20 protein-coding genes and 1 other RNA gene are annotated in these 24,557 nt (G+C 66.2%); 6 read left to right on the top strand and 15 right to left on the bottom strand.

Annotated features, from left to right (window positions below; translation table 11 throughout):
• Window positions 1-5: 5 nt before the first annotated feature.
• Window positions 6-464 carry a D-aminoacyl-tRNA deacylase gene (gene dtd / locus WS66_RS26420; RefSeq protein ID WP_006751891.1) on the bottom strand — a complete coding sequence of 153 codons (459 nt, stop codon included), beginning with the start codon at window positions 462-464 and terminating at the stop codon, window positions 6-8.
• Window positions 461-1,702, bottom strand: coding sequence for a tyrosine--tRNA ligase (tyrS, locus tag WS66_RS26425; protein WP_059608253.1), 1,242 nt, complete (start codon window positions 1,700-1,702; stop codon window positions 461-463). The genes dtd and tyrS overlap by 4 nt, the downstream gene beginning before the upstream one ends.
• Window positions 1,703-1,844: 142 nt before the next feature.
• Here tyrS and WS66_RS26430 point away from each other — a divergent pair, with 142 nt between their 5' ends.
• On the top strand, window positions 1,845-2,993 hold the full coding sequence (locus WS66_RS26430) for an anhydro-N-acetylmuramic acid kinase (protein WP_059608252.1): 1,149 nt from the start codon (window positions 1,845-1,847) through the stop codon (window positions 2,991-2,993).
• Window positions 2,994-3,121: 128 nt separating this feature from the next.
• Here the strand turns inward: WS66_RS26430 and erpA are convergent, their stop codons facing one another.
• The 3 genes from erpA to rplM form a co-directional block, all read right to left on the bottom strand.
• Window positions 3,122-3,493 (bottom strand): iron-sulfur cluster insertion protein ErpA, encoded by a 372-nt coding sequence (erpA, locus tag WS66_RS26435; protein WP_006751888.1) that lies wholly within the window; start codon window positions 3,491-3,493, stop codon window positions 3,122-3,124.
• A gap of 207 nt (window positions 3,494-3,700) precedes the next feature.
• On the bottom strand, window positions 3,701-4,093 hold the full coding sequence (rpsI, locus tag WS66_RS26440) for a 30S ribosomal protein S9 (RefSeq protein ID WP_011883283.1): 393 nt from the start codon (window positions 4,091-4,093) through the stop codon (window positions 3,701-3,703).
• Between the two features lie 11 nt (window positions 4,094-4,104).
• Window positions 4,105-4,533 carry a 50S ribosomal protein L13 gene (rplM, locus tag WS66_RS26445; RefSeq protein ID WP_009687896.1) on the bottom strand — a complete coding sequence of 143 codons (429 nt, stop codon included), beginning with the start codon at window positions 4,531-4,533 and terminating at the stop codon, window positions 4,105-4,107.
• Between the two features lie 312 nt (window positions 4,534-4,845).
• Here rplM and WS66_RS26450 point away from each other — a divergent pair, with 312 nt between their 5' ends.
• Together WS66_RS26450 and WS66_RS26455 are read left to right on the top strand one after the other, a co-directional pair.
• Window positions 4,846-5,151, top strand: coding sequence for a DUF1090 family protein (locus WS66_RS26450; RefSeq protein ID WP_059608251.1), 306 nt, complete (start codon window positions 4,846-4,848; stop codon window positions 5,149-5,151).
• Between the two features lie 432 nt (window positions 5,152-5,583).
• Complete coding sequence (locus WS66_RS26455) at window positions 5,584-6,048, top strand: OsmC family protein (protein ID WP_081060216.1); 465 nt, start codon at window positions 5,584-5,586, stop codon at window positions 6,046-6,048.
• Window positions 6,049-6,118: 70 nt separating this feature from the next.
• On the opposite strand, the gene rnpB is transcribed toward WS66_RS26455, so the two are convergent.
• From rnpB to pyrC, 3 genes are all read right to left on the bottom strand, one after another.
• An RNA gene (gene rnpB / locus WS66_RS26460) (RNase P RNA component class A) lies at window positions 6,119-6,530 on the bottom strand.
• A 12-nt stretch (window positions 6,531-6,542) separates the two neighbouring features.
• On the bottom strand, window positions 6,543-7,421 hold the full coding sequence (locus WS66_RS26465; RefSeq protein ID WP_059608250.1) for a DUF3025 domain-containing protein: 879 nt from the start codon (window positions 7,419-7,421) through the stop codon (window positions 6,543-6,545).
• Window positions 7,418-8,482, bottom strand: a complete 1,065-nt coding sequence (gene pyrC, locus WS66_RS26470) for a dihydroorotase (protein WP_059608249.1) — start codon at window positions 8,480-8,482, stop codon at window positions 7,418-7,420. Before pyrC ends, WS66_RS26465 begins: the two co-directional genes overlap by 4 nt.
• Window positions 8,483-8,683: 201 nt before the next feature.
• Between pyrC and WS66_RS26475 the strand changes: the two genes are divergently transcribed.
• Complete coding sequence (locus WS66_RS26475; RefSeq protein ID WP_059608248.1) at window positions 8,684-9,601, top strand: class II glutamine amidotransferase; 918 nt, start codon at window positions 8,684-8,686, stop codon at window positions 9,599-9,601.
• 597 nt (window positions 9,602-10,198) lie between these two features.
• Window positions 10,199-15,433, top strand: coding sequence for an autotransporter outer membrane beta-barrel domain-containing protein (locus WS66_RS26480; RefSeq protein WP_059608247.1), 5,235 nt, complete (start codon window positions 10,199-10,201; stop codon window positions 15,431-15,433).
• Between the two features lie 110 nt (window positions 15,434-15,543).
• Here the strand turns inward: WS66_RS26480 and WS66_RS26485 are convergent, their stop codons facing one another.
• The 6 genes from WS66_RS26485 to WS66_RS26510 form a co-directional block, all read right to left on the bottom strand.
• Window positions 15,544-16,269: an amino acid ABC transporter ATP-binding protein gene (locus WS66_RS26485; RefSeq protein ID WP_059608246.1), complete on the bottom strand. Its 726-nt coding sequence runs from the start codon at window positions 16,267-16,269 to the stop codon at window positions 15,544-15,546.
• Complete coding sequence (gene gltK / locus WS66_RS26490; RefSeq protein WP_059608245.1) at window positions 16,266-16,943, bottom strand: glutamate/aspartate ABC transporter permease GltK; 678 nt, start codon at window positions 16,941-16,943, stop codon at window positions 16,266-16,268. The genes WS66_RS26485 and gltK overlap by 4 nt, the downstream gene beginning before the upstream one ends.
• Window positions 16,943-17,683 carry an amino acid ABC transporter permease gene (locus WS66_RS26495; RefSeq protein WP_059608244.1) on the bottom strand — a complete coding sequence of 247 codons (741 nt, stop codon included), beginning with the start codon at window positions 17,681-17,683 and terminating at the stop codon, window positions 16,943-16,945. The genes gltK and WS66_RS26495 overlap by 1 nt, the downstream gene beginning before the upstream one ends.
• An 84-nt stretch (window positions 17,684-17,767) precedes the next feature.
• Complete coding sequence (locus WS66_RS26500) at window positions 17,768-18,661, bottom strand: glutamate/aspartate ABC transporter substrate-binding protein (RefSeq protein ID WP_059608345.1); 894 nt, start codon at window positions 18,659-18,661, stop codon at window positions 17,768-17,770.
• A gap of 250 nt (window positions 18,662-18,911) precedes the next feature.
• Complete coding sequence (locus tag WS66_RS26505; protein ID WP_059465395.1) at window positions 18,912-20,198, bottom strand: Glu/Leu/Phe/Val family dehydrogenase; 1,287 nt, start codon at window positions 20,196-20,198, stop codon at window positions 18,912-18,914.
• Window positions 20,199-20,419: 221 nt separating this feature from the next.
• The gene (locus WS66_RS26510; protein ID WP_059608243.1) at window positions 20,420-21,373 is read right to left on the bottom strand and encodes a LysR substrate-binding domain-containing protein; all 954 of its coding nucleotides are present in this window, start codon (window positions 21,371-21,373) and stop codon (window positions 20,420-20,422) included.
• A 265-nt stretch (window positions 21,374-21,638) separates the two neighbouring features.
• On the opposite strand from WS66_RS26510, the gene purB reads away from it, so the two are divergent.
• Window positions 21,639-23,027, top strand: coding sequence for an adenylosuccinate lyase (gene purB, locus WS66_RS26515; protein WP_059608242.1), 1,389 nt, complete (start codon window positions 21,639-21,641; stop codon window positions 23,025-23,027).
• Window positions 23,028-23,103: 76 nt separating this feature from the next.
• Here purB and WS66_RS26520 read toward each other — a convergent pair whose 3' ends face one another.
• Complete coding sequence (locus WS66_RS26520; protein WP_059608241.1) at window positions 23,104-24,525, bottom strand: NAD(P)/FAD-dependent oxidoreductase; 1,422 nt, start codon at window positions 24,523-24,525, stop codon at window positions 23,104-23,106.
• Window positions 24,526-24,557 lie beyond the last annotated feature (32 nt).

A 24,557-nucleotide genomic window follows, 5' to 3' on the forward strand; every position in this document is an offset into this window, starting at 1 on the left:
AGGAATCAGGGCCGCACTTGCAGCCAGAACGTCACGGGACCGTCGTTGACGAGCGACACCTGCATGTCGGCGCCGAATTCACCCGTTTCGACGACCGGATGACGCTCGCGCGCGGCCGCGACGAAATAGTCGAACAGGCGCGCGCCTTCGTCGGGCGGCGCAGCCGGCGTGAAGCTCGGCCGCAGCCCGCTATTGGTATCGGCGGCGAGCGTGAACTGCGACACGAGCAGCAGTCCGCCGGCGCCGCCCGCGCCGTCGATGTTCGACACCGGCAGGTTCATCTTGCCGGCCGCATCGCTGAATACACGATAGCCGAGCAGCTTCGCGAGCAGCTTGTCAGCGGCGGCCTCGGTGTCGCCGCGCTCCGCGCAGACGAGCGCGAGCAGCCCTGCGCCGATCTCGCCCGTCGTGCGGTCGCCGACGCGCACGTCGGCGCGCTTCACGCGCTGGATCAGCGCGATCATGCTGTCAGCGTGACGCGCGCGAAGCGGCGCTTGCCGACCTGGACGACGAACTCGCCGGCCTCGACCTTCAGGCCCTTGTCGGACACCGTCGCACCGTCGATCTTCACGCCGCCTTGCTCGATGTTGCGCAGCGCTTCGCTCGTCGACGGCACGAGGCCCGCCTGCTTCAGCAACTGACCGATCGCGAGCGGCGCGCCCGCGAGCGTGACCGACGGGATGTCGTCCGGCACGCCGCCCTTCGCGCGGTGATTGAAATCTTCGAGCGCACGCTCGGCGTCGGCCTGCGAGTGGAAGCGCGCGACGATTTCCTGCGCGAGCAGCACCTTGAAGTCGCGCGGATTGCGGCCGCCTTCGGCGTCGCGCTTGAAACCGGCGATTTCGTCGAGGCTGCGGAACGACAGCAGTTCGAAGTAACGCCACATCAGCGTGTCCGAGATGCTCATCAGCTTGCCGAACATGTCGGTCGGCTTCTCGCTGATGCCGACGTAGTTGCCCTTCGACTTCGACATCTTCTCGACACCGTCGAGGCCTTCGAGCAGCGGCATCGTCAGGATGCACTGCTGTTCCTGGCCGTACTGCTTCTGCAGTTCGCGGCCGACGAGCAGGTTGAACTTCTGGTCGGTGCCGCCGAGCTCGAGGTCGGCGTTCAGCGCGACCGAGTCGTAACCCTGCATCAGCGGGTACAGGAATTCGTGGATCGAGATCGGCACGCCGCTCTGGAAGCGCTTCGTGAAGTCCTCGCGCTCGAGGATCCGCGCGACCGTGTAGCGCGACGCGAGCTTGATCATCCCGTCCGCGCCGAGCGGCATCGACCATTCGCTGTTGTAGCGAATTTCGGTCTTTTCGCGGTCGAGCACGAGCGCGGCCTGTTCGAAGTAGGTCTTCGCGTTCGACTCGATCTGTTCGCGCGTGAGCGGCGGACGCGTCGCATTGCGGCCCGACGGGTCGCCGATCAGCGACGTGAAATCACCGATCAGGAAGATCACGGTGTGGCCGAGATCCTGCAGCTGACGCATCTTGTTCAGCACGACCGTATGGCCGATGTGGATGTCGGGCGCGGTCGGATCAAGGCCGAGCTTGATGCGCAGCGGCGTGCCGGTAGCCGCGCTGCGCGCGAGCTTCTGCGCGAACTCTTCCTCGATCAGCAGTTCGTCGACGCCGCGCTTCGTGACGGCGAGCGCATGGCGGACTTCGTCGGTAATCGGGAAAACAGGCTTGGAACTGGGTTCGGTGCTCATCGGTGCCAGGAAGAATGTCGCAAAGACAGGGATTTTCCCATAACTTGCGCGTGCATCGCTTAACGATGCGTCAGGTTGCGCGGATAATCGGGCGCAAGGCGCGTGGCACAGGCCCGCGTCGCTCGATCCAGGAGAATCCAACGTGCCGCAACGACATCCGCAACCCGCCCATCCGGCCGACGGCATCTATTTCGGACTGATGTCGGGAACCAGCATGGACGGCGTCGACGGCGTCGCCGTGCGTTTCGAGACCGGCCGCGCGCCGGTCGTGCTCGCGGAAGCGTTCGTCGGCTTCGCGCAATCGCTGCGCGACGCGCTGTTCGCGCTGCAGCAGCCCGGCGACAACGAGATCGACCGCGAATCGGTCGCGGCGAACGCGCTCGTCGCGCGCTACGCGGTGTGCTGTCACGAGTTGCAGCGCACCGCCGGCCTGTCGCGCGACGAGATCCGCGCGATCGGCGTGCATGGCCAGACGGTCCGGCACCGTCCCGAGCGCGGCTACACGCGCCAGCTCAACAATCCGGCACTGCTCGCGGAGCTTGCCCATATCGACGTGATCGCCGATTTCCGGAGCCGCGACGTCGCGGCCGGCGGCCACGGCGCGCCGCTCGCGCCTGCGTTCCATGCGACGATGTTCGGCGCGCCGGGCGAGACGCGGGTCGTCTGCAACCTCGGCGGCATCAGCAACATCACGATCCTGCCCGGTGATGGCGGCGACGTGCGCGGCTTCGACTGCGGGCCCGCGAACGCGCTGCTCGACGCATGGGCGACGCGCCACCTCGGCAAGCCGTACGACGACGGCGGCAAGTTCGCCGCGCGCGGCACCGTGCACGCGCCGCTGCTCGACGCGCTGCTCGACGAGCCTTACTTCGCCGCGCTGCCGCCGAAAAGCACCGGCCGCGACCTGTTCAACCCCGCGTGGCTCGACGCGAAGCTCGCCGCGTTCGCGCAGGTCGCGCCGGAACACGTGCAGGCGACGCTGACGGCGCTCACCGCCGTCTCGGTCGCCCGCGAAGTCGCGCAGCATGCGACGGATTGCAGGGCCGTGTTCGTCTGCGGCGGCGGCGCCCGCAATCCGGTGCTGCTCGCCGCGCTCGCGGATGCACTGCGCGAGGCTGGCGTGCCGGCAACGGTGGATACGACAGCTGCGCTCGGCGTGCCGCCGCAACAGGTCGAAGCGCTCGCGTTCGCGTGGCTCGCGTATCGCTTCACCGCGCGCCAGCCCGGCAACCTCGCGAGCGTGACGGGCGCCGCGGACGCGCGCGTACTAGGCGCGCTTTATCCGCGCTGATGGAAGGCCCATGATGCGATGACCCGCAGGCCGCTCGGTTCGGCGGTTCGCACCGCGCATGGGCACAAAAAACGGGGCATGATGCCCCGTTTTTCATTCCGGCGAACCGGACAGGATCCGTCGTGCGCTCAGACCGAGAACGACGAGCCGCACCCGCAGGTGGTCGTGGCGTTCGGGTTCTTGATCACGAACTGGGCGCCGTTGAGGTCGTCCTTGTAGTCGATCTCGGCGCCGACCAGGTACTGGTAGCTCATTGAGTCGATCAGGAGCTGGACGCCGTTCTTGTTCATCACGGTGTCGTCCTCGTTGACTTCCTCGTCGAACGTGAAGCCATACTGGAAGCCCGAGCAGCCGCCGCCCTGCACGAATACGCGCAGCTTCAGGTCGGGATTGCCCTCTTCGTCGATCAGTTGCTTGACCTTGTCGGCCGCGGCGTCGGTGAAGACGAACGGTACCGGCATTTCGGCGGTCGTTGCTGCGGATTCGGTAACAGCGTTCATGCGAACTCTCCAAAAAGCTTTAGCCGCTATTGTAGGGCCGATCAGAAGATCGTGCTGATGTCCATGAAATCAATAGGTTCTTGTTGATTTCCGTAAAGGAAACCGCCCGCGGGGCGCCGCCGCGCGGGCATAAAAAAACCGCCAGCGCGAAAACTGGCGGTTTTTCCGGCGGACGCCGCCCGGAAGCGGCGCGGCCATGAAGCGGAATTAACGCTTCGAGAACTGCTTTGCGCGGCGTGCCTTGCGCAGACCAACCTTCTTACGCTCGACTTCACGTGCATCGCGCGTGACGAAGCCTGCGTTCGACAGCGACGGCTTCAGCGTCGCATCGTAGTCGATCAGCGCACGGGTGATGCCGTGGCGCACTGCGCCTGCCTGACCCGTTTCGCCGCCGCCGTTCACGTTCACCTTGATGTCGAACGTCTGGCCGTGGTTCGTGAGTTCCAGCGGTTGACGCACGATCATCAGCGACGTTTCGCGCGAGAAGTAGTCAGCGATGGGCTTGCCGTTGACGATGATGTCGCCCTTGCCAGCCTTGATGAAGACACGTGCGACTGCGCTCTTGCGGCGGCCCGTACCGTAGTTCCAGTTACCGATCATGTGGGCTCCCCTTAGATCTCGAGCGCTTTCGGCTGTTGAGCCGAGTGCGGATGCGTCGCTTCAGCGTAGACCTTCAGCTTCTTGATCATCGCGTAGCCGAGCGGGCCCTTCGGCAGCATGCCCTTGACCGCCTTCTCGAGCGCACGGCCCGGGAAGCGTTCTTGCATCTTGCCGAACGTCGTTTCATAGATACCGCCCGGGTAGCCCGAGTGACGGTAGTACTTCTTGTCCAGAGTCTTGTTGCCCGTGACCTTCAACTTGCTTGCGTTGATGATGATGATGAAATCACCAGTGTCGACGTGCGGGGTGAACTCAGGCTTGTGCTTGCCGCGCAGACGGCGTGCCACTTCGCTGGCAACACGGCCGAGAACCTTATCCGTCGCGTCAATCACGTACCATTCACGCGTCACCTCATGGGCTTTTGCGGAAAACGTCTTCATGATCGATCCAAAAAAAATGCTTTGCCCGATGTGTTCTTCCTGCTTGTCTGTGTGCGCTTCGAGGCGCGGTGCAGGCTCTCCCTGTTCTTTTTCCGTGGGCATGAATGCGGAAAAGCCCTGAATTATAAAGGAAATGCGGCAGCGCGGTCAAAAAGAATCCGCGTCCCGTGCCGGCGGCGCCCGAAATGGGCCAAAATCCGGTCGTGCCCCGATATACCAGGCGAACCGAGCGCCCGGGGAGGCACCCATCGACGCGCGGCACCTGACCTTGCCGCGCCAGACCGGCCGACAACGGAAAAACAACAAACAAGCATGATGAAACAACGACTTACGCCCCTTCTCGCGGCCGCGCTGCTGGCCGCCGCCGCGCCCGCCGTCGCCGCCAGGGCCGGCTGCGAGGCCAAGCTCGACGCACTCGACGCCCGTATCGCCGACGCTCGCGGCGCCCATGCCGAAGATCGCATCGCCCGCCTGCGCGCGGTACGCGAACGCGTACGCCACTTCTGCGCGCGCGGTCATGGACACGCATCGGCCGCGCAGGTCCCGCCGCCTGCCGCCGGTTCGACCGACACGCCAACCGGCGCGGCATCGCAGGCAGTCGCACGGCGGCCCGCGTAACGGCGTCAACGACAGGCATCGGAGCGCGCAAACTGCGCGCCGATGCTTGCACGGAACGAAAAAAAGCCCGAACGGCTGGTTCGGGCTTAATCCACCTTAGGAGGAGGGTGGAGGAGACATGCGGAGGTTGCCGCAGCGCGACAACCAATGAGGCTCATTATACGAACGCACCGCCGACATCACAAGAAAATTTGCATTACGAAATCTCACACCATGATGTGAAATATGAAGAATTTCACGGCATAGCGGATTTTCCCTTTTAAAATCAATAGATTGTGAAAAATAACGCAACCAGAAATCCGGCACATCTAGAGTAATACCCCTAAAGCCAGCCGGGAAATCGGCGTTCGGCGCCCCGCCAGGCGCCGCGTGCGGCGGCGCGACGTTGCGCGTCGTGCAGCGCATCAGCCGACTATTGCACCGCGGGCTACAATGCGTGATCGAATCCGAATCAGGCAACGCTGGAGTGCAAGCATGGAATGCAAAGTAAGCTGGATGGGTCAGGACGGCATGGCGTTTTCCGCCCAGACCGGAAGCGGGCACCTCGTCGCGATGGACGGCGCACCGGAAGGTGGCGGCCATAATCTCGCGCCGCGCCCGATGGAAATGGTGCTGGTCGGCACCGGCGGCTGCACCGCGTACGACGTCGTGCTGATCCTGAAGAAGAGCCGCCAGGAAGTCACCGGCTGCTCGGTCACGCTGAAGGCCGAGCGCGCGAGCGAAGATCCGAAGGTGTTCACGAAGGTCCACTTCCACTTCACCGTCACGGGCCGCAACCTGAACCCGGCGACGGTCGAGCGCGCGATCAACCTGTCACACGACAAGTACTGCTCCGCGTCGATCATGATCGCGAAGACGGCCGAGCTCACGCATTCGTTCGACATCGTCGCGGCCTGAACGCCCGGCAGCCACGCATGAAAAAAAGGGCCGGCGCTCCTGACGGAGCGCCGGCCCTTTCGCATTCGAGCGGCAAAGCAGGCCGATAAGCCGGATTCTGTGCACGCTGTACGCCGAAGCGCACAGCGCGTGGCAGCCATTCCTCTAGACGCGCCATTGCTGACGCGCTCAAGCTTCCTACCCGCAGACGAGACGGGGGCCCCGTCCTGCATCCGAAAATGCGCGCCTGCCTACTTGGAATTGCTCCGGGTGGAGGTTACCGTGCCGGCGGACGTCGCCGTCGCCGCGGTGCGCTCTTACCGCACCGTTTCACCCTTACCTGATCCCGGCTTGCGCCGGGCCATCGGCGGTTTGCTTTCTGTTGCCCTGTTCCGCGTGTCGCCACGGATGGCCGTTAGCCATCACCCTGCCCTGTGGAGTCCGGACTTTCCTCGCCCTCGCCTGCCCGAAGGCGGCGAGGCCGCGACTGCCTGGCCTGCTTTGCGACGCGCATTCTAGCACTGCGCGCCGCCGCCGGCAGCGCGCGAACGGCGGCCGCTGCGGAAAACCGCCGGGTCGTCGTAGAACGCGGGCGCGGCATTCGCGTCACACCAGCCCGGCACGCCGAGCACCGGGAGCGGCGCGAAATCACGGCTCGTCAGGTCGCGGGTCGCGAATTCGCCAGCGATCCGCTCATCGACATGCGCGGCACGCTGCGCGTCGGACCACGAGAAATAGTCGTCAGTCACTTCGACGATCCACGTGTGCGCGGTGCACGACTTGTACGGCGTGACGAGCTTCTCGAGCAGCGCATGGCCGACGAGCCGCGCCTCGCAGCGCGTGCCCCACGCGTCGCGCGCCGCCACCAGCAGCAGCTGCCAGTTGAAGCCGCGCAGCGCGTCGGCGAGCGCACGGTCGGACGTCACGAACAGCGCGGCGTTCTCGTCGAACAGCGTGAGCGCATCGCGCAGCGTGCCGCGCACGGGGCCGACGCCGCCCGCGGCGTCGATCGCCGCGGCCTGGCGTGCGTTCAGCGCGGCCTTGGTGCGCGGATACGCGAACCAGACGAGCGCATTGAAGAAGTCATGAAGATTGTGACGGGTCGGGACGCCGCCCGTGTCGGCGATATGCGTTTCGTATGCGATGCCTGGCGGCAGCTCCGCCTGCGGCACGAAGCGCAGCGGCCGGCCGCGGCCGCTCGCCCGCGTACCGCCGCAGAGCGCACCGTTCAGCGCATCGAGCAGCGCGGTCTCGCCCGTGAGCGCAGCCGCCTGCAGCGCACGACCGGGCGCCGCGTAAGGCGCGAGCCACGGCGCTGACCAATCGATCTGCGCGAATACCGCCGCCCCGCCGCCGGCCGTCAGGCCGGCCCCGCGCGGCGGCGTGCCGGTCACGCGAACTTCCAGCCGATCGTTTCGCCGGCGCGCAGCGGCACGACCGGCGTATCGCCCGCGAAGACCTCGCGCGGCAGTTCCCAGGTCTCGCGGCGCAGCGTGATCGTCTCGGTGCTGTGCGGCAGCCCGTAGAAATCGGCGCCGAAGCGGCTCGCGAAATTCTCCAGCTTGTCGAGCGCGCCGGCCTGGTCGAACGCTTCCGCATACAGCTCGAGCGCGTGCAGTGCCGTGTAGCAGCCCGCGCACCCGCATGCGGTTTCCTTCGCGTCGCGCGCGTGCGGTGCGCTGTCGGTGCCGAGGAAGAAGCGCGGGTTGCCCGACGTCGCGGCTTCGACGAGCGCGACGCGGTGCGTTTCGCGCTTCAGCACCGGCAGGCAGTAGTAATGCGGGCGAATCCCGCCGACGAACAGCGCGTTGCGGCTGTACAGCATGTGCTGCGGCGTGATCGTCGCGCCGAGCAGGCCCGGCGCCGCGTCGGCGTCGCGCACGTAGTCGGCCGCGTCCTTCGTCGTGATGTGCTCGAACACGACCTTCAGGCCGGGGAAATCGCGCCGCAGCGGCGTCATCACGCGGTCGATGAACACCTTCTCGCGATCGAACATGTCGATCGCCGGATCGGTCACCTCGCCGTGCACGAGCAGCGGCATGCCGGTTTCCTGCATGACCTCGAGCGTCTTCGCGCACTTCGCGAGATCGCTGACGCCATGGTCGGAGTTCGTCGTCGCGCCGGCCGGATACAGCTTCACGCCATGCACGAAGCCGCTGTCGCGCGCGCGGTTGATTTCGTCGGGCGCCGTGTTGTCGGTCAGGTACAGCGTCATCAGCGGCTCGAACGCCATGCCCGCCGGCAGCGCGGCCAGGATTCGCTCGCGATACGCCTGCGCCTGCGCGGTGGTCGTGACGGGCGGCTTCAGGTTCGGCATGACGATCGCGCGGGCGAACTGGCGCGCCGTGTGCGGCAGCACCGCGGCCAGCATGTCGCCGTCGCGCAGGTGCAGGTGCAGGTCGTCGGGACGGGCGAGCGTGAGCGTCGCCGGAGAGGAAGCGTTCGAGGCAGTCATAGGAGGCGTTGTAGGAACGGGCTGGCGATCTGCGGGGCCGGAACGCGCGTGCGCGGGCCGACTGACGGCAAACCGCAACACGAGGCCTTCGGCTGGCGGAATCCGCTTTTTACCGCTCAAGGCTCGGTGATATGCTAGAAGCCACATTGTACCGGGGTTCACCCGGTTGGTTACCCAGCTTCCGCCCCCGCCCCAAGTAAAATGTGCCAACTCCTAGGAATGAACTGCGCCGCGCCGACGGACGTCACATTCTCCTTCACAGGTTTCGCGGCCCGGGGCGGCCTCACCGATCACCATGCCGACGGCTGGGGGATCGCGTTCTTCGAGGACAAGGCGTGTCGCCTGTTCATCGACCAGCAGGCGTCGGCCACGTCGCCGATCGCCGAAATGGTAAAGCGCTACCCGATCAAGTCCAAGAACACGATCGCGCACATCCGCAAGGCCACACAGGGTCACATCCTGCTCGAGAACAGCCACCCGTTCATGCGCGAGCTGTGGGGGCGGCACTGGATCTTCGCGCATAACGGCGATCTGCAGGACTACGAACCCGATCTCGACGGCAGCGTCTACCATCCGGTCGGCACGACCGACAGCGAGAAGGCGTTCTGCGTGCTGATGCAGGGGCTGCGCGAAGCGTTCCCCGGCGCGCAGCCGCCGTTGCCGGAACTGTTCGAGCGCGTCGGCGAGCTGACGCGCGGCATCACCGATCACGGCGTGTTCAACTTCCTGATGTCGAACGGCCAGGCGCTCTTCGCGCACTGCTCGACGCGGCTGCACTACCTCGTGCGGCGCTGGCCGTTCTCGACCGCGCATCTGGTCGACGAAGACCTGTCAATCGACTTTGCGAAATACACGACGCCCGAGGATCGCGTCGCGGTGATCGCCACGCAGCCGCTGACCGACAACGAAATCTGGACCTCGTTCGAACCGGGCGAGCTGATCATGTTCCAGTGCGGCGACGTCACCGCGCGGATGCAAATTCCGGTGCCCGAGCGCGTGCTCGAGAAGCTGCGCAACCCGGCGCTCGACGCATCGGCGTCCGCCCCGTGCGGCGGTGTGCAGCGCGAGGCGCTGGCGGTCGGCACCGCGGACGACGCCGACGACCCGATCGACTACTGAGCGCGCCGCGCCGCCGGGCGCCCGCCCTTCCCGCCTTCCGCTTGTGCGCGCGCGTCACGACCCGGCGATCACCGGCAGTGAAAGTCTCCGCCCGGCGACGTTTCGCGTTTCATTCAGATCGCCATTGGATGCACGCGATCATCGCCATACAACATCCGCTTTTATTTTATTAATTTTCGATAGAAAATAATTAACCAACAAAAAAACAAGATAAAAGCGGTCTAAAACGGATAATCCGGAAGCCGCAGTTTAAAGCATGAACCCAACACTGATCGTGCGCTATCCCACCGACCTGGCGATCCCGCCCGGCCTATAGGAAAGCCCACCAAACCCTTCCCCACCAAGGCTTTCAGTTCGATTAATCACACAATCCAGAAATACCACCCCATACCGTTACCATCCCCACATATCTTGATTTTTTGAAAATCGACCATCCCGTCGATTAGTAGACTCGCTCCATCTTCGGTGTAACGAATCCTGATTGGCACTCGACGCAGCCACGGCTGCCGCACGTCCATTCGAAACACACATCACCGTGGAATGCGCATTCGCCGCATACGGCGAATACCACTTCAAAAGAAGAAAGAGGGGCTTGTCGTGAATCACTCATTTCGATCGATATGGAGCGAAGCCGCCGGCTGCTGGGTCGCGGTTGCGGAAACGGCCCGGGCGCGCGGCAAGCGTTCGGGCAGCCAATCGGCCCCAAGCCGCCGTGACGGCCGCACGGCGATCCGCCGCTCGCCGCTACGCGTCGCCGCGCTCGGTGCGGCGCTGGCCGCGCTGTCGGCCGGCTCCGCGTACGCATCGACCTGCGGTAACGGTTCGGCGGTCGCAAGCGGCGGTAGTTGCGCGCTCGGCAGCGTCAGCCCGACCGTCAACGACAACCTGGCCGGCGCCACGACCGTGTCGGGCGGCGACACGGTCGGCGTGACGGGTGCATGGACGGGTGCCGCTGGCGACCCCGGCTATACGCTCACGCCGATCGGCAATACGTCCATCGTGTCGGGCAACCCGAACCAGCCGCTGCTGTCGCTCGGCGGCAAGACGCAGAGCGTCAGCACGCCCGACACGATTACGGGCACCCATACGTCGATCGCCACGTACAACTCGTCCGCATTCGCCGCGTCGACGGCCGGCTCGACCGAGGTGCCCGTCTACCATGACGTGAACGGGAACCAGTACGTGAACCTGCGGATCGGCACCGTCGACAACACCGGCGGCACGTTGAACGTGTCGATCGGCAATCCCGCGAACGCGCCAGACGCGGCCGGCAACGCGATCTCGATCGCGCCGAAGCAGACCGACCTGACCTTCGCGGACGGCACCGGCACGGCAAAAAGCGTCGTCAACTGGAATTCGCGCAACCAGGTCTGGCTCGGCACCGGCGACTATCTCGCGAGCGGCGGTGCCGTTGGCAATCTCCAGCTCGACGTCCCGGCCTATGCGGGCACCTTCACCGCATTCGACGGCAGCACGTGGACCGTCACCGACGCCGCGTCGCTCGCCGCGTACAACGACTTTCTCGTGCGTTCGGTACAAAGCGGCGCGCTCGGCTCGCAGGCCGCCTACGACAGCGCGTTCGGCCAGGCCGTCACGTTCTCGCAGCAAACCTTCCAGTATCAGAACAACGTATCGTCGGGCGACAAGAACACGCTGCCGATCGATCATCTGTCGGCGATGCACGGCACGGGCGCGAACGCGACACTGCAAATCGGCAAGGACGGCCAGATCGACTTCCGCGGCACCAACACGATCGCGTCGAGCTCGGCCGTCCTCGCGGAAGACGGCGCGCACTTCGTCAACGACGGCCGCCTGTCGGGCGACTTCACGCTGGTGCGCCTGCTGAACGGCGCGAGCGGCGTCAACAACGGCACGATCTCGTCCGGCTACGCGTCCGGCGACAATTTCGACACGAGCAGCAGCGCGCCGCCCGACAACTTCGGCTTCCACGCGTACACCGAGGGCAATGGCGTTTACGCAAGCGGCACGGGTACCTCGTTCGTCAACAACGGGGTGATGAACGTCGGCGCATGGACGCTCGACGGCAACCGCCCCGACCTGCAGAACTACGCGGTGGCCGTGACGAACGGTGCGAACGCGTCGAACGCCGGCACGATCAACGTCGGCGTCAACGCGACGACGCTCGACAGCCAGGTGATCGGCGGCTTCGCGGCCGGCGGCGCCTTCACGAACGCGGCCGGCGGCACGATCTATCTCGGCCGTGCGGCCCAATACGGACCAGGGGCAGCGGCGAACGACGTCGCGCTGTCCGCGCATTCCTACGGGATCCTGCTCGGCGCATCGGGCACCGCCAGCAACCTCGGCTCGATCGTGATCGGCTCGCAGACGCAAAACGGCGCCGGGATGGCGAGCATCGGTTCGTCGTCCGGCACGCTGCGCAACGCGGGCACGATCATCGTGAACGGTGCGGCACCCGGCACGCCGTTCGCCAACGTCGGCATGCTCGCCGCCAATACGGCCGCGACCGTGACCAACACGGGCACGATCACGCTGAACGGCGTGAACGGCATCGGCATCATGGTGGTCGGCACCGGTTCGACCGCGACGGCCGCGACGTCGACCGGCACGATCAACGTGGCTGGCGGGCTCGATCCGGCGTCGGACACGCGCAACTATGGCGTGTGGGCCGAAGGGCCGCGCGCGAAGGCCACGGTCGACGGCGCGCTCAACCTGACGGGCAACGGCGCGATCGGCGTCCACGCGCGCTCGGGCGCGACGATCAACGTCGACGCCAACGCCGTGCCCGCCTTCATGTCGGGCACGAACCAGATCGGTTTCTACGCATACGGCGCTGGCTCGAAGATCAACGTCGCCGCGCAGCACCTGAGCGTCGATACCGACGATTCGACGCTGTTCCGCATCGCGGGCGGCGCGGCCTATACGGGCGCGTCGGCGGCCGGCACGCTGACGACCGACGTGAACGGCCAGCGCGCGCGCGGCGTACTCGCCACGGGTGCCGGCACGACGCTGTCCACGGGACACGCCACCTACAACGTCAACGGCACGGACGGCATCGCGGTCGTAGTCGAAGGCGGCGCGACGGGCACGATCGACTCGGGCGCGACCATCGACCTGAATGCGGCCGGCGCGATCGCGGGCACCGTCGACGGCCAGGCGCACGCCCTTACCGGAGCGAACGCCGGAACGCCAGTCGCGACGACGCTGACCAACAACGCGGCGGTCGCGTCGTCGACGGCCGGCGTGACCGGCTTCGTCGCGCAAAACCTCGGCACGCTCGAGAACCGCAATACGGTGCTGCTGACCGGCGCCGGCTCGACGGGGGTGGTCGTCGGCACGCTCGGCACGGTGAACAACGCGTCGGCGATCCGCGTATCGAACGGCACCGGCGCGCTCGTGCAAGGCGCGTCGGCAACGCTCGCCAACGCGGGCACGATCGAGGCGGACGACGGCATCGCCGGCGTTCACCTGACGGATACCGGCGCGTCGCTCGCCCTGTCGGGCGCGGGCACCGTCGTCGCGAACGGCAGCGCCGACGGCGTGCTGATCGACTCGACCGTGTCGGGCGGCGGGATCGCAGCCGGTGAGACGTCGATCGCGGTGGGCGGCGTGGGCAAGGGCATCGACAACCTCGGTTCGAACACGACGATCGTGCTGTCGGGCACGCGGATCGGCACGACCGGCGCCGGCGCCGACGGACTGTCGTCGACGGGCGCCGGCGCGCGCATCGCGACCGATGCGGCGACCATCGTGCGCACCGCCGGCGACGACGCGCGCGGCCTCTTCGTGACGGGCGCGGATTCGACGCTCGCGGCCGACGGTACGACCGTCACGACGACGGGTGCCGGCGCGCACGCGATCGTCGCGGGCAGCGGCGCGATCGCACTGCTGTCGGGCGCGAAGGTCTCCACGGCGGGCACGGCAGCCGACGGCCTCGTCGTACGGAATGGCGGCCGCATCGGCGACACGGGTTCGTCGATCGCGAGCGCGGCCGGCAACGGCGCGACGGTCGACGGCGGCGGCGTGCTCGCGCTGACCGGCACGACGCTCAAGGGCGCGACGGCCGGCGTGCTGAGCACCGACACGCTCGCGACCGGCGCGACGAGCGCAGTGCTCGTCGACGGCGGCAGCGTCGCGTCCGTCGCCGGGCCGGCGTTCGCGGCGCGCGGCGGCACGGTCGATATCGCGGTGCGCAACGGCACCGTCGTGACGGCCGGCAACGGCACACTGCTGGACCTCGCGAACGGGAGCACCGCGACCTTCAACGCATCGGCCGTGAATCTCGCCGGCGACATCGTGTCGGACGCGTCGAGCACCGGCAACGTGTTCCTGACGAACGGCACGACCCTCACCGGCAAGATCGATCCGGTCGCGCTCACCGTGGACGGCACGAGCACGTGGCACATGACCGGCAGCTCCGTGCTGAGCAGCCTGAACAACGCGGGTCTGGTTGCATTCGCCGCGCCGTCCGGCGCGCCGACGGCGGCAGGCAGCTACCGGACGTTGACGACCGGCAGTTACGTCGGCAACGGCGGCACGATCGCGCTGAACACCTATCTCGGCGCCGATGCCTCGCCGACCGACCGGCTGATCGTGAACGGCGGTGCCGCGACCGGCACGACGGGGCTGAAGATCGCGAACACGGGCGGCACCGGCGCGCAGACGACGGGCGAAGGGATTCCGGTGGTCGTCACGGCCAACGGCGGCACGACCTCCGCATCGGCGTTCCATCTCGCGGGCCCGGTGCAGGCCGGCGCATACGAATACCGGCTCTACCGAGGCGGACAGAGCGATGCGAACGGCTGGTATCTGCGCTCGCAACTCGACCCGACGGACCCGGGCGATCCGGTCGGCCCGAACGTCATCAAAGGCGGCGGCAATCTCGCGTACCGTCCGGGCGTCGCAGGCTATGCGATGACGCCGCTGCTGAACGCGGACTACGGCTTCTCGACGCTCGGCAAGCTGCACGAGCGCGTCGGCGACATCTACAACCTCGAGAAGCAGGCGTCGGGCAACCGCGACGGTGTGTGGGGCCGCATCGGCGGACAGAGCCTCGATGCGAACGCGGGCCGTTTCGCGGCCGACGAGCGCACGTTCTTCGCGCAGTTCGGCAAGGACTGGACGCTCGACCAGGCGCCCGGCGGCGGCAGCACGCATGCGGGCGTGACGGCGAGCATCGGCGTCGCGAACGCGAGCTTCAGTGACATGGCACGCGCCGACGCAGCGGGCCTGTCGACGTCGACGGGCTCGGTCGAGATGCACGCGCAGAGCGTCGGCGGCTACTGGACGCGCTACCTGTCCGACGGCACCTACTTCGACAGCGTCGGCCAGGTCACGCACTACGGCAACCGCTATCGCGACAGCTACGGCAACGAGGCATCGCAGAACGGCTTCGGCATCGCACTGTCGCAGGAGGTCGGCAAGCCGTTCGGGATCGGCGGCACGCCGATCGCGGTCGAGCCGCAGGCGCAGCTGATGTATCAGTACCTGAAGCTGAACGGGTTCGACGACAATGTGTCTGCCGTGTCGGGCACGACGACCAATGCGTTGCGCGGACGCGTCGGCGTGCGCATCTTCCGGCCGAACCTCGACGCGAACGCGGGTGGCGGCGCCGCGACGCCGTACTTCACTGCCGACGTGCTGCACGACTTCCTGTCGCCGGGCCAGACCGTCGTCGGCGGCACGCCGTTCGCGACGCACCTGGGCCGCACGTGGTACGAGCTCGGCCTTGGCGTGACCGCGGGCTTCGGCAAGTCGGGCGAGTTGTACGCGAACGTGAAATATGCGCGCAACATCGGCGGCGATTACCGGCGCGGCGTCACCGGGCAGGTTGGCTACCGCTACAGCTGGTAACGCCGCGCGCCGGAATCCGTTCGTCGCCAGCGGCGGGCGACGGACGGCAGGCGAAAAAAAACCGCCCGGCGTTCGGCCGGGCGGTTTGCGCATTCCGCGCGCACGAGCGCTCAGTGCAGGATTTTCGCGAGGAAGTCCTTCGCGCGATCCGACTTCGGATTCGAGAAGAAATCGTCCTTGCGGTCGTCCTCGACGATCGCGCCCTTGTCCATGAAGATCACGCGATGGGCGACCTTCTTCGCGAAGCCCATCTCGTGCGTCACGACCATCATCGTCATCCCTTCCTGCGCGAGCTCGACCATCACGTCGAGCACCTCGTTGATCATCTCGGGATCGAGCGCGGACGTCGGCTCGTCGAACAGCATCGCGATCGGGTCCATCGACAGCGCGCGCGCGATCGCGACCCGCTGCTGCTGGCCACCCGACAGCTGGCCCGGAAACTTGTGCGCATGCGCCTTCAGGCCGACGCGATCGAGCAGCTTCATGCCCTTGTCGGTCGCTTCGTCCTTGCCGCGGCCGAGCACCTTGACCTGCGCGAGCGTCAGGTTCTCGGTGATCGACAGGTGCGGGAACAGCTCGAAGTGCTGGAACACCATCCCGACCTTCGAGCGCAGCTTCGACAGGTTCGTCTTCTTGTCGCCGACCGACTGGCCGTTCACGAGGATCTCGCCCTGCTGGAACGGCTCGAGGCCGTTGACGGTCTTGATCAGCGTCGACTTGCCGGAGCCCGACGGGCCGCACACGACGACCACTTCGCCTTTCTTGACCTCGGTCGTGCAGTCGGTGAGAACCTGAAACTGGCCGTACCACTTGGAAACGTTCTTGATGGAAATCATCGTGTGACCTTTTTCTGGAGACCCTTGACGAGAACAGACGCCAACGAGCAAATCACGAAATAGCATGCGCCGGCGAACAGGACCATCTCGACGGTCGTGCCGTCGCGGTCGCCGATGTTGGCGGCCGTGCGGAAGAAGTCCGCGAGACTGATCACGTATACGAGCGACGTATCCTGGAACAGGACGATCGCCTGCGTGAGCAGCAGCGGCACCATCGCGCGGAACGCCTGCGGCAGGATCACGAGGCGCATGGCCTGCGCGTAGTTCATGCCGAGCGCGAACGCTGCGTTCACCTGCCCGCGCGGCACCGACTGGATGCCGGCGCGGATGATCTCGGAATAATACGCGGCTTCGAACAGCGAGAACGCGACCATCGCCGACGCGAGCCGGATGTCGATCGTCGGCGACAGCCCGAGCACGCCCTGCAGCACCTGCGGCACGATCAGGAAGAACCACAGCAGCACCATCACGAGCGGGATGGAGCGGAACACCGTCACGTATGCCTTTGCGAACCACTCGAGCGGCTTCACGCCGGACAGCCGCATCAGCGCCAGCAGCGTGCCCCAGACGATGCCGATGACGATCGCGATCAGCGTGATCTTGAACGTGACGATCGCACCCGACCACAGCGTCGGTATCGCGCCGGGAATACTACTCCAGTCGAACTGATGCATCACTTGCCTCCGATGTAGCCGGGCAGCCGCGTGCGGCCTTCGATCCAGCGCATGAACGACATCACGACGAGGTTGATGAGCACATACGCAAGCGTCACCGCGATGAACGACTCGTAGGTCTGCGCGGTGTAGTCGACGAGCTGGCGGGCCTGCGCGGACAAGTCGAGCAGGCCGATCGTCGACGCGACCGCGGAGTTCTTGAAGATGTTCAGGAACTCGGACGTGAGCGGCGGCACGATGATCCGGTATGCAACCGGCAGCAGCACGTAGCGGTACGTCTGCCATTGCGTGAAGCCCATCGCGAGGCCGGCCGCGCGCTGGCCCTTCGGCAGCGCGTTGATCCCCGAGCGCACCTGTTCGCACACGCGCGCGCCCGTGAACAGGCCCAGACAGACGATCGACGCGGTGAAGAACTGCGTGCCGGGCGGCAACTGCTTGATCCAGGTGCCGATCGACGCGGGCAGCAGTTCGGGCACGACGAGGTACCAGACGAAGAACTGCACGATCAGCGGGATGTTCCGGAAGATCGACACGTACACGGTGCCGAGCGCGGACAGCCATTTGTTCGGCACCGTGCGCAGCACGCCGAACAGCGAACCGACGATCAGCGCGACGACCCAGGCGACGAGCGACACCTCGATCGTCACCCAGAATCCGGACATCAGCCATCCGAAGTAAGTCGTCGGCTCGCCGGTCGAGACGGGGCTCAGGAAGATGCCCCAGTTCCAGTGGTAAGACATGGGCAAGACTCCAGCAAAAAGAAACGGAAGAAGCGAGGCCTCTTCCGTTTCAGTAGCGTCATTTCTGCGTCAGCGGCTGCTTGGTCAGTCGAGCGCCTTGTCGTTCGGGTTCGCGTACAGCTTCTTCATCGAATCGGACAGCGGGAAGTTCAGGTTCAGCCCCTTCGGCGGAATCGGGTTCTCGAACCACTTCGCGTAGATCTTCGCGGCTTCGCCCGATTTCTCGACTTGCGAGATCGCGTCGTCGACGACCTTCTTGAAGTCCGCATCGCCCTTGCGCATCATGCAGCCGTACGCCTCTTCCGACTGCGGCGTGCCGACGATCACCCACTCGCCCGGCTGCCTCGCCTTCGCGCGCTCGCCCGCGAGCAGCGCGTCGTCCATCATGAACGCGACCGCGCGGCCCGACTCGAGCGTGTTGAACGAGTCGCCGTGGTCCTTCGCGCTGATGATGTTCATGCCCAGCTGCTTCTCGTTGTTCATCTTGCGCAGCAGGCGCTCGGACGTCGTGCCGGCGGTGGTCACGACCGTCTTACCCTTGAGGTCGGCGAAGTCCTTGATTCCCGAATCCTTCTTCGTCATCAGGCGCGTGCCGATCACGAAGATCGTGTCGGAGAATGCGGCCTGCTGCTGACGCTCCGTGTTGTTGGTCGTCGAGCCGCACTCGATGTCCACCGTGCCGTTCTGCACGAGCGGGATGCGGTTCTGCGACGTCACCGGGATGTTCTTGACCTGCAGGTTCGGCAGGTTCAGCTTCTTCTTCACGGCGTCCACGACTTTCATCTGGAATTCGCGCGAATAACCGACGACCTGCTGGCTCTGGTCATAGTAGGAGAACGGAATCGACGATTCGCGGTGGCCCAGCGCGATCACGCCCGTGTCCTTGATCTTCTTCAGCGTGCCGGTCTCCTGTGCATGCGCGCCGCTCGCGAACGCGCACAGCGCCGCGACCATCAGGACTGCCTTCTGGTATTTCATTTTGGTCATCTCCTTGGCTGAAACCCGCGCCAGTGTATCAAAGTAATATTTTTGAAAGTACTGGTTGTTTACCGTACTACGAATCGTCCTGTACGAAGCCGTCCTCCCGGCTTCCGGCGCCCCTGGGTAGCGCCTGATGCACACGCGGGCGATGCCGGATTCGCCACCGCCCGCGAGGGTTCATGCACACAATCGGGTGGATTGCGTCATGCTCGTGTCATAGTTGCCGGATCGAATCGGCAATGACCGATCAGGGATACAGGCCGCGCATTTCGCGCGCCATCAGGATGCGCTTGCACGCGACGATGAACGCCGCCGTACGCACCGACACCTTGTGCTCTTCCGCGACCGCCCACACGCCGGCGAACGCTTCGCGCATCACGCGCTCGAGACGGTGGTTGATCTCGTCTTCCGTCCAGAAGAAGCTCGAGAAGTCCTGCACCCACTCGAAGTACGACACGGTCACGCCGCCCGCATTCGCGATCACGTCGGGGATCACGAGCACGCCGTTCGCGCTCAGGATGTCGTCGGCCGCCGTCGTCGTCGGGCCGTTCGCGCCCTCGACGATGATCTTCGTGCGGATCTTCGATGCGTTCTTCTCGGTGATCTGGTTTTCCAGTGCCGCCGGGATCAGGATGTCGGTCTCGACCGTCCAGAACTCGTCGTTCGGCATCGGTTCGGCACCTTCGAAGCCCGCGACGCCGCCCGTGCGTGCGACGTGGTCGAGCAGCTTGTTCGAATCGAGGCCGGCCGGCTGGTAGATCGTGCCCGTGTGATCCTGCACCGCGATCACCTTCGAACCCGCTTCCTGGAACAGCTTCGCCGCGATGCCGCCGACGTTGCCGAAGCCCTGCACCGCGATGCGCGCGCCTTCGATCTCGAGGCCCTTCTTCTTCGCCGCCTCGCAACCGACGACGAACACGCCGCGGCCCGTCGCTTCCTTGCGGCCGAGCGAACCGCCGAGCGAGATCGGCTTGCCGGTCACGACGCCGGTCGACGTCTGGCCCTGGTTCATCGAGAACGTGTCCATCATCCACGCCATCACCTGTTCGTTGGTGTTGACGTCCGGCGCCGGAATATCGGTGTTCGGGCCGATGATGATGCCGATTTCGCTGGTGTAGCGACGCGTCACGCGTTCGAGCTCACCGCGCGACAGCTTGCGCGGGTCGACGCGGATGCCGCCCTTCGCACCGCCGTACGGCACGTTCACGGCCGCGTTCTTCACCGACATCCATGCCGACAGTGCCATCACTTCCGACAGCGTCACGTCCTGGTGGTAGCGCACGCCGCCCTTGCCCGGGCCGCGCGACACGTTGTGCTGCACGCGATAGCCTTCGAAGTGCGCGACGGTGCCGTTGTCGAGCTCGATGGGCACATCGACGATCAGGATGCGCTTCGGACGCTTCAGCGTTTCGAGCCAGCGCGACAGCGAACCGAGGTACGGCGCGACGCGATCGACCTGCTGAAGGTAGTTGCCCCACGGGCCGAGATCGTCGGCGTGAAGGTAGGACGGGATGGACTGCAGTTGCGAAGACATGGACGCTCCAACGTTCAACGGATTGCGCACATTGTCGAAAAACCCGTTTTTTTTATCCAATGCCGTTTGCTTATTCGATTATGCGTTTCCTGCATGATCGTGATTTTTTGCAAATCCGCGGTCGATTTGCGCAAGAACGCCCGCCGGACATCGGTCCGAAAGGCGCGGCAAGCGTCTCGGCGGCGGCGGCGCGCTCGACCGGCGCTGTTAACCGCTCACGGTTAACCGGCGGTTTCGCGCAGCTCGTCGCGCACGACTTCCCACAGTGCGCGTACGAGCTTCTGGTGCGGGTCGTCGCCCTGCAGCGCGAGCTTGTCGCAGTACAGGCGGATCTCCATCGTCAGCGTGAACGGGTGCGTGCCGCCGCGCGCGGACCGGTCGAGCCGGATCAGGCGGCCGGTGGCCACCGCATCCTCGACGGCGCTGTGCGGCAGAAACGCGACGCCGTGGCCCGCGAGCGCCATTGCCTTCAGCCCTTCGGCCATGTCGGTTTCGTACACGCGATCGAGGAACAGCGGCGTCGGTGCGTTCGCAACGATGACTTCGGTCATCCGGCCGAGATACGCATTCGGCGTATAAGACAGGTACGGCACGCGCGCCTCGGCCGTGCCCGGCAACGTATAGCGCGGCCGGCCCGCGCGGCCCGGCGCCGAAAATGCGCTGATCGGCTCGCTGCCTAGGACCAGCATGTCGTAGCGGGCCGGATCGAGCGCGACGGGGTGGCTCGGGTGGTGGTAGCCCATCACGAGATCGCAGCCGCCCTCGACCAGCGACAGCACGGCGTCGTGCACGTTCAGCGCGCGCAACCGTGTGTGGACCTGCCCCATCTTCGCCTCGATCCGCTGCAGCCAGCGCGGAAAATACGTGAGCGACAGCGTATGCGGCACCGCGAACTCGATGGTCGGCACCGGCGCGCCGACATGGCCGCGCAGCAGCGTGCGCGCCTCGTGCGCCTGCGACAGCATCGTCAATGCCTGCTCGTAGAAGATCTGGCCGGCCTGCGTGAGCCGCGTCGGATAAACCGAACGATCGATCAGTTCGGTCGCGAGCCATGCCTCGAGCGCCTGGATGCGCCGCGAGAACGCGGGCTGCGACACGTGCCGCAGTTCGGCGGACCGGCTAAAGCTGCGCGTTTCCGCGAGCGAGACGAAGTCTTCGAGCCATTTCAGTTCCATGCAGGCGGGCGCGGCGGGCGGCAGTCGGGAAGAAGCCTGCATTCTACCGGCGGGCGAGCCCGCCCGGCGGCGCGGCGGGCAGCCCGGCGAGCCGGCCCGGGCGCCAGCCGGCGGACTGCTTGCGCGCCGCCCGGGCGCCGCATGCGTGCCGATCGCCCACGGCGGCGGCGGCCGGACAGGTTCGGCCGGGATCGCCCCGCGCCAATGGTAAAATGCCGGATTCTCCTCCCCTCGTTCGCACCGGCCGCCAAGGCCACGCCCGATCATGTCCGACACTCGTCCCGATACGCTTTTCGCCCTCACCGCGCTCTCGCCCATCGACGGCCGCTACGCCAGCAAGACCGAAGCGCTGCGCGACTGGCTCTCCGAAGCCGCCTTCATGCGCCACCGCGTCACCGTCGAGGTGCACTGGCTGATCGCGCTGTCGCGCGCCGGCTTCGCGGAAGTCCCGCGCTTCTCGGACGCGTCCGAACAATTCCTGCTGCAACTCGCCGAGCGCTTCACCGCGCACGACGCCGCCCGCATCAAGGACATCGAGCGCGTGACGAACCACGACGTGAAGGCCGTCGAATACTGGCTGAAGGAATCGGTGAAGGGCCAGGCCGAACTCGAGAAGGCCAGCGAATTCATCCACTTCGCGTGTACGTCCGAAGACATCAACAACACGTCGCACGGGATGATGCTCGCCGGCGCGCGCGAGCACGTGATCGTGCCGGCGCTGCGCACGGTCCACCAGCGCCTCGTCGCGCTGTCGCACGCGCTTGCCGAGCAGCCGATGCTGTCGCGCACGCACGGCCAGCCGGCCAGCCCGACGACGCTCGGCAAGGAACTCGCGAACGTCGCGGCCCGCCTCTCGCGCGCGATCACGCGCATCGAGAAGGTCGAGATCCTCGGCAAGATGAACGGCGCGGTCGGCAACTTCAACGCGCACCTGTCCGCGTATCCGGAATTCGACTGGGAAGCGTTCTCGCGCGACGTGATCGAGAACCGCCTGAAGCTCACCTTCAACCCGTACACGATCCAGATCGAGCCGCACGACTACATGGCGGAGCTGTTCGATGCGGTCGCGCGCGCGAACACGATCCTGCTCGACCTCGACCGCGACGTGTGGGGCTACATCTCGGTCGGCTACTTCAAGCAGAAGACGAAGGCCGGCGAAATCGGCTCGTCGACGATGCCGCACAAGGTCAATCCGATCGACTTCGAGAACTCGGAAGGCAACCTCGGCCTCGCGAACGCGACGCTGCGCCACCTCGCCGACAAGCTGCCGGTGTCGCGCTGGCAGCGCGACCTGACCGACTCGACGGTGCTGCGCAACATGGGCGTCGCACTCGGCTACTCGCTGCTCGCGTACGACTCGCTGATCCGCGGCCTCGACAAGCTCGAAGTAAACCCGCAGCGCCTGAACGAAGACCTCGACAACTGCTGGGAAGTGCTCGCGGAGCCGGTGCAGACGGTGATGCGCCGCTACGGCATCGAGAACCCGTACGAGCAGCTGAAGGAACTGACGCGCGGCAAGGGCATCACGCGCGAAGCGCTGCAGGAATTCGTCGGCACGCTGGCGATCCCGCAAGATGCGAAGGACCGCCTGCTCGCGATGACGCCTGCGTCGTACATCGGCAAGGCCGTCGAACTCGCGAAGCGGATCGCGTAAGCACCGCCGTCTCCGCACGTAAAAAAGCCCGATGCGAGCAATCGCATCGGGCTTTTTCATTGCCTGCCGCGGCCGGTCAGAACGAGATCATCCGCCCCGGGTTGAGTGCGCTCATCACGCTCATCGCGGCCTTCGCAGCGGGAATCGCGATCGGCGACAACTGGCGGCCGAGCGGAATCGCGCGGTGATCGATGCCGGTCAGCATCGAGAAATCGTCGTTGCGACCGACGAAATCGTCGCAGATCGCCTTGCCGATCCGCACCGTCTGCGCGACGCCATGACCGCTCCAGCCCTGCACCATGTACATCGGCACGCGGCCGTCGGTCTTGCGACTGTCGGTCGCGCCGTTCAGCGTGAAGTCGCTGACGCCGCTCCAGCAGTAGTCCAGTGCGAACTGGCCATCGGCCTGCGGGAACACCGTGTTCAGCCGCGTCAGCAGATACGCGTTGACGTCGGGCTGTGCCCAGCACGTGCCGGTGCCCTGCCCGCCGAACAGCAGGCGGTTGCCGCGCACCGGCCGGTAGTAGTCGATCTGGAACTGCGTGTCGTACACCGGCATGCCGGCCGGCATCAGTGTCGCGACGTCGACGTCGAGCGGCGCCGTCACGCTGACGTACGTGAAGAACGGCACAGTGGTGGCGGTGCCGTCGTCCAGCAGACGGAACGTCGTGTTGTGCAGCGCGAGCACGACGCCACGGCGCGCGGTGATCGTGCCGCCCGGCGTCGTCGCGACGACGCCCGCCGGCGTTTCGTCGAGCTCCAGCACCTCGGTGCCCTCGTACAACGCACCGCCGTTCAGCCGGAAGCCGTGCACGAGACCGCGCACCAGCGCGAGCGGATGAAGCTGGCCACCGGTCGCGTCGATCGCCGCACCGTGATACAGCCCCGAGCGCACGTATTCGTCGTGCAGCTGATGGCGGCCGACGAGCGTCACGCCGGCGTCACCGAGATGGCGGCGTGCGTCGGCGCCGTCGAGCAGCGCGCTCATGTGGCCCGGGTGGACCGCCGCCGTGATGTGGCCGCGCTTGCGGTCGAGGTCGAGTGCGTAACGCGCGCCGATCGCGTCGATCAGGTCCATCGATTCGGCCGACGCGAAGCGCCACAGCCGCTTCGCGTCGTCGTGCGACAGATGGTCGATCATGTCGGCTGCTTCCCAGCGCGCGAGGCCCGGCGTGAGCTGGCCGCCGTTGCGGCCCGACGCCGCGGAGCCGACGTGATGCTTGTCGACGAGGATCGTGTCGACGCCCGCTTCCGCCAGATGCAGCGCGGCCGATGCACCGAGCAGCCCCGCACCGATCACCAGCACGTCGCACACCATGTCGTGCGCGAGCGGCGCGCTGTTTTCATGGCGCGACAGAGACGCCTCGTACCAGTTGGCCGGGCGCTCGCCGTCGTAGCGGGACGGCGCGCACCAGTTCCAGTTGTCCTTTTCGATGTTCAGTTGCGTCTGGTCGAAACGCGATTCGCCCTGGATCAGGGGCTTGTGGTTGGAAGTCATGATTGCACTTGCATGGTCTTGGGCCGCCTGTC

The sequence above is a fragment of the Burkholderia sp. LA-2-3-30-S1-D2 genome, assembly GCF_001523915.2.
Classification (GTDB): Bacteria; Pseudomonadota; Gammaproteobacteria; order Burkholderiales; family Burkholderiaceae; genus Burkholderia; species Burkholderia diffusa.

What these genes read in the sequence shown, in the direction of transcription:
- WS66_RS26485 (WP_059608246.1), bottom strand. Translation starts at nt 16,269, where the DNA reads ATGATTTCCATCAAGAACGTTTCCAAGTGGTACGGCCAGTTTCAGGTT.
- gltK (WP_059608245.1), bottom strand. Translation starts at nt 16,943, where the DNA reads ATGCATCAGTTCGACTGGAGTAGTATTCCCGGCGCGATACCGACGCTG.
- WS66_RS26520 (WP_059608241.1), bottom strand. Translation starts at nt 24,525, where the DNA reads ATGACTTCCAACCACAAGCCCCTGATCCAGGGCGAATCGCGTTTCGAC.
- pyrC (WP_059608249.1), bottom strand. Translation starts at nt 8,482, where the DNA reads ATGACTGCCTCGAACGCTTCCTCTCCGGCGACGCTCACGCTCGCCCGT.
- rplM (WP_009687896.1), bottom strand. Translation starts at nt 4,533, where the DNA reads ATGAAGACGTTTTCCGCAAAAGCCCATGAGGTGACGCGTGAATGGTAC.
- WS66_RS26495 (WP_059608244.1), bottom strand. Translation starts at nt 17,683, where the DNA reads ATGTCTTACCACTGGAACTGGGGCATCTTCCTGAGCCCCGTCTCGACC.
- tyrS (WP_059608253.1), bottom strand. Translation starts at nt 1,702, where the DNA reads ATGAGCACCGAACCCAGTTCCAAGCCTGTTTTCCCGATTACCGACGAA.
- WS66_RS26450 (WP_059608251.1), top strand. Translation starts at nt 4,846, where the DNA reads ATGATGAAACAACGACTTACGCCCCTTCTCGCGGCCGCGCTGCTGGCC.
- purB (WP_059608242.1), top strand. Translation starts at nt 21,639, where the DNA reads ATGTCCGACACTCGTCCCGATACGCTTTTCGCCCTCACCGCGCTCTCG.
- WS66_RS26500 (WP_059608345.1), bottom strand. Translation starts at nt 18,661, where the DNA reads ATGAAATACCAGAAGGCAGTCCTGATGGTCGCGGCGCTGTGCGCGTTC.
- WS66_RS26455 (WP_081060216.1), top strand. Translation starts at nt 5,584, where the DNA reads ATGCGTGATCGAATCCGAATCAGGCAACGCTGGAGTGCAAGCATGGAA.
- WS66_RS26510 (WP_059608243.1), bottom strand. Translation starts at nt 21,373, where the DNA reads ATGGAACTGAAATGGCTCGAAGACTTCGTCTCGCTCGCGGAAACGCGC.
- dtd (WP_006751891.1), bottom strand. Translation starts at nt 464, where the DNA reads ATGATCGCGCTGATCCAGCGCGTGAAGCGCGCCGACGTGCGCGTCGGC.
- WS66_RS26475 (WP_059608248.1), top strand. Translation starts at nt 8,684, where the DNA reads ATGTGCCAACTCCTAGGAATGAACTGCGCCGCGCCGACGGACGTCACA.
- erpA (WP_006751888.1), bottom strand. Translation starts at nt 3,493, where the DNA reads ATGAACGCTGTTACCGAATCCGCAGCAACGACCGCCGAAATGCCGGTA.
- WS66_RS26505 (WP_059465395.1), bottom strand. Translation starts at nt 20,198, where the DNA reads ATGTCTTCGCAACTGCAGTCCATCCCGTCCTACCTTCACGCCGACGAT.
- rpsI (WP_011883283.1), bottom strand. Translation starts at nt 4,093, where the DNA reads ATGATCGGTAACTGGAACTACGGTACGGGCCGCCGCAAGAGCGCAGTC.